Source organism: Pseudomonas sp. FG86, assembly GCF_057808775.1.
Window position 1 is genome coordinate 1 of record NZ_JBMDIS010000155.1, and the last position, 7,706, is coordinate 7,706.

General features: G+C 65.2%; 9 protein-coding genes. 6 read left to right on the forward strand and 3 right to left on the reverse strand.

The window, feature by feature from the left end; genetic code table 11:
* Positions 1–179: 179 nt before the first annotated feature.
* Together ACODSV_RS35510 and gspH are read right to left on the reverse strand one after the other, a co-directional pair.
* Entirely contained in the window at positions 180–782 is a 603-nt protein-coding gene (locus tag ACODSV_RS35510) for a type II secretion system protein GspJ (RefSeq protein WP_150056142.1), read from the reverse strand.
* A complete protein-coding gene (gene gspH / locus ACODSV_RS35515) occupies positions 779–1,231 on the reverse strand; it encodes a type II secretion system minor pseudopilin GspH (RefSeq protein ID WP_024074806.1) in 453 nt (150 codons plus the stop codon). Before gspH ends, ACODSV_RS35510 begins: the two co-directional genes overlap by 4 nt.
* Before the next feature lie 93 nt (positions 1,232–1,324).
* Here gspH and ACODSV_RS35520 point away from each other — a divergent pair, with 93 nt between their 5' ends.
* Positions 1,325–1,756, forward strand: coding sequence for a type II secretion system protein N (locus ACODSV_RS35520; protein WP_024074807.1), 432 nt, complete (start codon positions 1,325–1,327; stop codon positions 1,754–1,756).
* Here the strand turns inward: ACODSV_RS35520 and gspI are convergent.
* Entirely contained in the window at positions 1,743–2,129 is a 387-nt protein-coding gene (gspI, locus tag ACODSV_RS35525; protein ID WP_024074808.1) for a type II secretion system minor pseudopilin GspI, read from the reverse strand. The two genes, ACODSV_RS35520 and gspI, sit on opposite strands and share 14 nt — an antisense overlap.
* Before the next feature lie 148 nt (positions 2,130–2,277).
* On the opposite strand from gspI, the gene gspG reads away from it, so the two are divergent.
* The 5 genes from gspG to gspD are packed head-to-tail and all read left to right on the forward strand — an operon-like array spanning position 2,278 to position 7,528.
* Positions 2,278–2,727 carry a type II secretion system major pseudopilin GspG gene (gspG, locus tag ACODSV_RS35530; protein WP_024074809.1) on the forward strand — a complete coding sequence of 150 codons (450 nt, stop codon included), beginning with the start codon at positions 2,278–2,280 and terminating at the stop codon, positions 2,725–2,727.
* An 8-nt stretch (positions 2,728–2,735) separates the two neighbouring features.
* The gene (gspK, locus tag ACODSV_RS35535; RefSeq protein ID WP_150056141.1) at positions 2,736–3,614 is read left to right on the forward strand and encodes a type II secretion system minor pseudopilin GspK; all 879 of its coding nucleotides are present in this window, start codon (positions 2,736–2,738) and stop codon (positions 3,612–3,614) included.
* Positions 3,611–4,681: a type II secretion system protein GspL gene (gene gspL, locus ACODSV_RS35540; protein WP_150095377.1), complete on the forward strand. Its 1,071-nt coding sequence runs from the start codon at positions 3,611–3,613 to the stop codon at positions 4,679–4,681. Before gspK ends, gspL begins: the two co-directional genes overlap by 4 nt.
* Complete coding sequence (locus tag ACODSV_RS35545) at positions 4,674–5,186, forward strand: type II secretion system protein M (RefSeq protein ID WP_102625737.1); 513 nt, start codon at positions 4,674–4,676, stop codon at positions 5,184–5,186. The genes gspL and ACODSV_RS35545 overlap by 8 nt, the downstream gene beginning before the upstream one ends.
* Entirely contained in the window at positions 5,183–7,528 is a 2,346-nt protein-coding gene (gspD, locus tag ACODSV_RS35550; RefSeq protein WP_150056139.1) for a type II secretion system secretin GspD, read from the forward strand. Before ACODSV_RS35545 ends, gspD begins: the two co-directional genes overlap by 4 nt.
* The last annotated feature ends 178 nt before the right edge of the window (positions 7,529–7,706 follow it).

Consider the following 7,706-nt stretch of genomic DNA (forward strand, 5'->3'; position numbering starts at 1 on the left):
AATGTGTCAACCATGTCCCCGCACATGTGTCCACCATGTGTCCGGTCCATACAGGGCTCTTTTCCAAAAGTGACCCGCTGTAAGAGCGGAACCGCCAGCCGCCATTACCGCAGCAACGGATATGCCCCCCAACCCGCAAGTAGCCGTTAACGCTGCAACGGATACATACCCCAATCCCCCTACCAAACCAACCCCAACACCTGCCGATACCGCTCCACCCCCTGCGCCGTCTGCCGCACCAGACTCACCTCCAACCCCAACGGATCCTCCCGCCGATTCCCACTCAACTGCCGCCACCCCTTATCCGCCTCCCACACCCGCACCTGCAGATCACTGACCCCCGTCAACACCACCACCCCATCCTTCGCCGCCGGCAACGGAAAGCGATCCCGCGCCGGCGCGACCGCGCGGTACAGGTTGTCGCCCTTGAGCCACCAACGCACCCGTTGCAACCCATCCCCCGCGACCGGCGCACTGCGGATTACATCCAACCGAAACCCCTTGCTGTCGGAACTGCGCACCGTCACCGCCGCCAACCCGTCCGATGGGGCCGCGCGGTCTTTCGGCGGGTTCAGTTCCACACTGGCGCGCAGGCTGACGTCGCGCTGCAACTGGTTCAACGCCCGCAACACCGCCTCGGTCTGTTCCGTGCTCGCCTGCAAGTGCTGATCGGCCCGGTTAACGCTGTCGAGCCCCCGCCAGGCGATCAGGCTGACCAGCGCCATAAGCATGATCGCCACCATCACCTCGATCAGCGTAAAACCCTTCTGCGATGGGCTCATGGCTGGCTCACCACGCGCATCAAGCCGGCAGCATCGCGTTGCAGGCTGAGACGGTGTTGCCCGTCAGACAGCACCACACGCACGGGCGGGTTGATCCATTCGGCGTTGAGCACCAGGGTTTGCCGCGGCTCGATGTTGATTTGCATCGGGGTGCTCTCCCACAGGCGCGGGCGCAGTTGGGCGTCGCCCTGGAAGGCTTCCACGCCCAGGCCGTCCTCGCTGGGGCGGTTGAAGCGAAAGCCCTTGGCGTCGGCGCGCCAGGTGATCGGGCGGCCGTCGGCGCGGGCTTCGGCCTGGGCCACTTGCAGCAGTTGGCTCAGGCGTTCGGCGTCTTTGCGCAGCAGCTGCAGCGGGTCGGGCTTGATGGTCAGGCTGATGGCGGCGCTGGCGATGCCGATGATCACCAGCACCACCATCAGTTCGATCAGGGTAAAGCCATGCTGTTTCATGGTGGCGTACCTGGAAAGCTGGCGAGGTTATGAAATAAAAACGTGCGAATTGGCCTGTAGGCTGGTGCCATGGACAAACAGGAGGTCCTTCCCATGGCATTTGCCCTTCGTTTTTCACCGGCCCATGGCGTACAGGCCCTGGGCGTGCTGGCGGCGTTGGCCGGCGTTGCGGTATGGACGCCGCTGCTGCTCACCTCGGCCGAATCCCATACGCCCCAGGTTGCGCCCCAGGCGTTGGCGACGCGCAGTGATAACCCCGCGCTGCAATGGTTCTCCACGGTGCCGGCGGCGGTGCAGGTCAAGGTTTCGGGGGTGCTGGCCGGGGCACGTGGTGCGGTGGCGATCCTCAGCCTCAACGAGGGCCCGCCGCGCAGCTTTTTACTCGGCGAGCACCTCAGCCCCGGCGTGCGCTTGACGGCCATCGCGGGTGACAGCGTCGAGATCGAGCGCGCGGGCGAGAAGGTGCGCGTGCCCCTCGACACATTGCCGCAGGCGCCGGCCTTGCCACGGTTCACTCGGCCTTGACCTGCGGCCTGGCCAGCGAAGTCTCCAGGCGGGCCAGGGGTGGTGCGTCGCGGCTGGCGTCCAGCACTTGCACATTGACCTGCAACAGCCTGTTATCGGGGCCGATGCTGATGGTTTGTTCGCAGCGCAGTTTCAAGCGCCCCTGATCACACGTGAACGTCCTCTTGCCGGGGCTCGCACGCCCCTCCAGGCGCAATTCCGCCAGGCGACTGTGTGCCGCCAGCAACGCCATGGACTTGTCGCGCAGCAGGCCGTTGCTCTGGGTCATCAGCCCGGCCACGCGCACGGCGGCGGCCATGGCCACGGCGATGATCGCCAGCGCCACCAGCACTTCTATCAAGGTAAAACCTTGCGCGTTGCGACGGCCGTACATGGCGCTCTCAAAGCCGGGAAACAGGCCCGCAGACTAGCGCCGCGAGTTGACCGATTGGCGACCGAAGCTCCCGAGGATTTTCAATACGACTGACATGTGTTCTTGCAACACTGCGCCACGAAACGCACTCAAGCCAAGGAATGTCGAGATGGATATCGCGCGCCTAACATCCCCCACGCCAGGCCCTCGCGGGCAACGTGGCTTTACCCTGATCGAGATCATGGTGGTGGTGGTCATCCTCGGGATCCTCGCGGCCATGGTGGTACCCAAGGTGCTCGACCGCCCGGACCAGGCGCGGGCTACCGCCGCGAAACAGGACATCGCCGGGTTGATGCAGGCGCTGAAACTCTATCGCCTCGACCACGGCACTTACCCCACCATGAACCAGGGTCTCAAGGTGCTGGTGGAACGCCCGGCCGATGCGAAGAACAGCAACTGGCGCGCCTACCTCGACCGCCTGCCCAACGACCCGTGGGGCCACCCTTATCACTACCTCAATCCGGGCGCCAACGGTGAGGTCGATGTGTTCTCCCTGGGCGCCGACGGCCAACCGGATGGCGAAGGCGTCAATGCCGATATCGGCTCCTGGCAGTTGTAAGGCGCGCCATGAAACGGTATTCGTCCGCAGCGGCGAAGCAGCGCGGCATGGCGATTATCAGCGCCTTGCTGATCGCCGCGGTGGTGGCGGTGATCGCTGGCGGCATGCTCACGCGCCAGACCGTCTTTACCCGCGGCCTGGAAGCCGAACAGTTGCGTGTGCAGGGCCAATGGCTGTTGCAGGGTGGCCTGGAACGCAGCCGTCAGCTGCTCTGGGTGGCGCGCCAGAAGGATGTGCTGACGCGCCTTGACCAGCCCTGGGTGCGTGTCCAGGAAGGCGTGTTCGAGGGGCGGATCGACGATGAACAGGGCAAGTTCAACCTGCGCAACCTGGTTAACCGCGAACAGCTCGACGCCGAGCAATTGCACAGCTTCGAGCGCCTGTGCCGCACCCTTGGCGTGGACCCGGCCGTCAGCCGCCGCATCAGCCAACGGGTGATCGCTTCCTACGCACAAAAGGGGTTGCCCGCCAAATACCCGATGCTGCGCAGCCTCGACGACCTGAGTGGCCTCGAAGGCCTGACCCCCGAGGTGTTGCAGCGCTTGCAGGCCTACATCAGCGTGCTGCCTGGCAATACCTGGGTCAACGGCAACACCGCCAGCGCCGAAGTGCTCAGCGCGGTGGTGCCGCAGCTCAGCCTGTCCCAGGCCCATGGGCTGGTGGCCGAGCGTGACAATGGCCATTGGTTTATCAACCGTGGGGATTTCGTCAACCGTCTGCACTTGCCCCAGGTGGCGGTGGATTCGGTGCAAGTGGGCATTACCAGCGAGTGGTTTCGCCTGCAGGGCCAGGCGCGGCGCGAGCGCCGTCGAGTGACGATCGATGCGTTGTTGCATCGCCCCGAAGACCGTGAACCCAAGGTGATCTGGTCGCGGGTGGGCGTATGAAACGCTTGCGCATTGGCTTGCCGCCGCTGGACCAGGTCAACGCTGAAAGCCGGGTGAAATTTGCCTGGTTCGACCGCGGCGTGGTGGTGTCCGAAGGGCATGAAAGCCTGGCGCAATTGGGCAAGAGCCGGCAGGCCGTGGACTGTTTTCTGCACCCGCGTGACAGCCTGCTCACCAGCCTTGAGCTGCCGCCATTACCTGCTGCAAAAACCCATGCGGCGGTGACCTGTGCGGCGCAGGCGTTGATCCTCGGCGCGTTGGACCAGATGCACGTGGCCCACGGCCCGCGCGACAGCCAGGGGCGCGTCCAGGTGGGCTGGGTGCCCAAGGCCGGCCTGGAACAGCTGGCCCAGGTACTGGCGCAGGTCCAGCTCAAGCTGCGTGGCCTGTACCCGGCGCCCTATGCCTTGCCGGTGGGCGCTGCGGCGTTGGACGACGGGTATCTGTTGACCCGCGATAGCCTGCAACAAGGGACGGTTCATCCGTTGGGATTGCAGGCGCTCGATCTGCCGCTGGTGGACGCCACCCAACGTTGGAATGGCGCGGTGCCCGGTTGGGGCCTGCACGGCCACCTCAATCAAACGGCCAGCGGTGGTTGGGGCAGGGCGCTGGCCTGTGTCGCCCTGGCCACCGCCATCTGGACCCTCGGCCTGAACCTCTACGCGGCGCGCCAAGTGGACGAAGGCCAACGGCTCAAGGCCTTGATGAGCCAGCAGGTACGCCAGGCATTCCCCGAATTGCCGGTGGTGCTCAACCCCTTGCAGCAGGCCCGCCAACAGCTGGCCGCGCGGCAAACCGGCGCGGCGGCCGACCCTGGCCAGCGCTTTACCAGCCTGTTGCAGATCGGCGGCAGCAACTTGCCGTTCATGGTGGGCAGCGTCGACAGCCTGGTTTTCGAACAAGGGCGCTTGCACCTTGGGTTGCTGGCCGACACTCACAGCCCGACGCTGCCAGGCGAGGCGCAGGCCGCGTTGGCCCAGGCCGGTTTTACCGCGACCCGCGATGACCACGGCTGGACCCTTGGCCTGGCGCAACCGGCAGAGCAAGCGGGAGCCAGCGATGAATAAGTGGCGCCGTCTGCGTAGCCAGGCCCAGGGCTTCTGGCGCGGCCTGGCCCTGCGTGAACAACGCCTGCTCAGCGGCGCCAGCCTGGTCCTGGCGGGCATGCTGACCTGGCTGGTGCTGGTGCAGCCTGCGTTGAAGAAGATCGACTACTGGCAGGCCGAAACCCCGAAATTGCGCGCCCAAGCCGCCGCCTTGCAAGTGCTGTTACAGGGCGTCGCGGCGCCTCGGCACGCCGACGAAAGCGCACTGCGCCAGGCCCTGGACAGCGCCGGCCTGCAAGGCCGCTATCAGTTGCAGGCCCTGGAAACCGGTGGCTGGCGCCTGACCTTCGACAACGCCCCGGCCGATGCCGTGGTGGACTGGTTGCTGGGCAACCCCCGTGCATTTTCCCTGGAGGTGTCCGAGGCGCGCTTACAGCGTAGCGCGGACGCCGTCGACAACTCGGCCGGCACTGTGTCCGGGACCGTTCGCATGGATCAGGCGCTTGGCGCTAAGGAAGCTTCATGAAGTGGTCAGTCCCCAACCCCGCGCCTTTTCGAAAGGTCGCGCCGCTGCTGTTACTGGCCTTGAGCGCGTGCAGCCATAACCCGCCGCCCGACACGCCGTTGCTGGTGGACAGCGAGCTTGGCCAGCCCTTGGCCGACACCCGGCGCAGCGGCGAAACCATGCTCGATCGCCAGCGCGAACCGGCGCCCACGCCGCGCGTCCAGCACCCGCTGACCAACAGTGCCCGTGCTCATGCCCCGACCACCGTCAAGGCGCGCAACCCGCTGGGCGATCAGCCGGTGCAACTGAATTTCGTCGACGCCGATATCCAGGCCGTGGTGCGTGCGCTGTCCCGTGCCACCGGTCAGCAATTCCTGGTCGACCCACGGGTTAAAGGCAACCTGACCCTGGTCAGCGAAGGCCAGGTGCCGGCGCATCAAGCCTATGACATGCTGTTGGCGGCGTTGCGCATGCAGGGGTTCAGCGTGGTCGACGTCGGCGGTGTGGCCCAGGTGGTGCCCGAGGCCGATGCCAAGTTGCTCGGCGGGCCGATCTACAGCGCCGGCAGCAGCGGCATGCAGACGCGGACCTTTCGCCTGCAATATGAAAACGCGGTAAACCTGATCCCAGTGCTGCGCCCCATCGTGTCGCCGAACAACCCGATCAACGCCTACCCCGGCAACAACAGCATCGTCATCACCGACTACGCGGAAAACCTCGCGCGGGTGGCGCAGATCATCGACGGCATCGACACCCCCGGCGCCATCGACACCGACGTGGTGAGGGTGCAGAACGGCATTGCCGTGGACATCGCCGCCATGGTCAGCGAACTGCTGGATACCCAGGGCGCCGACCAGACCCAGAAGATCAACGTGGTCGGCGACCCACGCTCCAACTCGATCATCATTCGCGCCGGCAGCCCCGAGCGCACCGAGCTGGCGCGCAACCTGATCTACAAGCTCGACAACGCCCAGAGCAACCCGAGCAATATGCACGTGGTGTACCTGCGCAACGCCCAGGCGGGCAAGCTGGCGCAGTCGCTGCGCGGCTTGCTCACCGGCGAGAGCGAGTCGGGTGTCAGCGAGGAAGCGCGGGGCAAGCTCAGCGCCATGGGCGGCACTGGCCAGACGACCCAGGGCAACACCACCACGCAGAACAGCAGCGGCACGCCCACCGGCAGCGGCGTACCGTCCGCGTATGGCCAGACCGGCACCACCGGCACCAGCGCCAACGGCAGCACCGCCAGCGATCAGAACACCGCGTTCAGCGCCGGCGGCGCGACCATCCAGGCTGATGCCACCACCAACACGTTGCTGATCTCCGCGCCCGACCCGCTGTACCGCAACCTGCGCGAAGTGATCGACATGCTCGACCAGCGCCGCGCCCAGGTGGTGATCGAAAGCCTGATCGTCGAAGTCGGCGAAGACGACGCCAGTGAATTTGGCGTGCAATGGCAGGCCGGCAACCTGGCGGGCAAGGGCGGCTTCGGCGGCGTCAACCTGGGCGGCAGCGGGGTCAATGGCACACCCACCAGCAAGACCAGCATCGACGTATTGCCCAAGGGCCTGAATATCGGCCTGGTCAATGGCACCGTGGACATCCCCGGCATTGGCAAAGTGCTCGACCTCAAGGTGCTGGCCCGGGCGTTGAAGAGCAAGGGCGGTACCAATGTGCTGTCGACGCCGAACCTGCTGACCCTGGACAACGAAGCCGCGAGCATTTTTGTCGGGCAGACCATTCCGTTCGTCACCGGTAGTTATGTGACCGGGGGCGGTGGCACCAGCAATAACCCATTCCAGACCGTGCAGCGTGAAGAAGTGGGGCTCAAGCTGAATGTGCGCCCGCAGATTTCCGAGGGCGGCACGGTGAAGCTGGATATTTACCAGGAGGTCAGCAGCGTGGATTCCCGGGCTTCGGTGGCGGCGGGCACGGTGACCAACAAGCGCGCGATCGATACCAGCATCTTGCTGGACGACGGGCAGATCATGGTGCTTGGCGGGTTGTTGCAGGATGGCTACAGCCAGAGCAATGACGCGGTGCCGTGGCTTTCGGATATTCCGGGGTTGGGGGCGTTGTTTCGCAATGAAAAGCGCAGTGTGAGCAAGACCAATTTGATGGTGTTTTTGCGGCCTTACATTATTCGTGACGGTGGGGCGGGGCGCAGTATTACGTTGAATCGGTATGAGTTTATGCGCCGGGCGCAGGGTGGGTTGCAGCCGGAGCGTAGTTGGGCGATGCCGGATGTGCAGGCGCCGCAGTTGCCTTCGGTGGAGAAGGCGATTCCTGGGGCGCAGCAACAGCAGCAGGGGCCGCGGGCGGTGATTCGGGCGGTGCCGGTTTCTGGTTCTGGGGGGAGGCCGTGAGTGTTTTGATGGTGTACATATCCGTTGCTGCGGGAGCGGTGGCTGGCGGGTTGGGGTACATATCCGTTGCTGCGGTAACGGCCACTTGCGGTTCCGCTCTTACAGCGGGTCACTTTTGGAAAGGCCTGTATGGACCGGACACATGGTTGACGGGTGTGCGGGGACATGGTGGACACTT

Excerpts from the sequence above, each read along its gene's own strand:
- gspH (WP_024074806.1), bottom strand. The coding sequence starts at position 1,231 with ATGAAACAGCATGGCTTTACCCTGATCGAACTGATGGTGGTGCTGGTG.
- gspL (WP_150095377.1), top strand. The coding sequence starts at position 3,611 with ATGAAACGCTTGCGCATTGGCTTGCCGCCGCTGGACCAGGTCAACGCT.
- ACODSV_RS35520 (WP_024074807.1), top strand. The coding sequence starts at position 1,325 with ATGGCATTTGCCCTTCGTTTTTCACCGGCCCATGGCGTACAGGCCCTG.
- gspG (WP_024074809.1), top strand. The coding sequence starts at position 2,278 with ATGGATATCGCGCGCCTAACATCCCCCACGCCAGGCCCTCGCGGGCAA.
- gspK (WP_150056141.1), top strand. The coding sequence starts at position 2,736 with ATGAAACGGTATTCGTCCGCAGCGGCGAAGCAGCGCGGCATGGCGATT.
- gspD (WP_150056139.1), top strand. The coding sequence starts at position 5,183 with ATGAAGTGGTCAGTCCCCAACCCCGCGCCTTTTCGAAAGGTCGCGCCG.
- ACODSV_RS35545 (WP_102625737.1), top strand. The coding sequence starts at position 4,674 with ATGAATAAGTGGCGCCGTCTGCGTAGCCAGGCCCAGGGCTTCTGGCGC.
- ACODSV_RS35510 (WP_150056142.1), bottom strand. The coding sequence starts at position 782 with ATGAGCCCATCGCAGAAGGGTTTTACGCTGATCGAGGTGATGGTGGCG.
- gspI (WP_024074808.1), bottom strand. The coding sequence starts at position 2,129 with ATGTACGGCCGTCGCAACGCGCAAGGTTTTACCTTGATAGAAGTGCTG.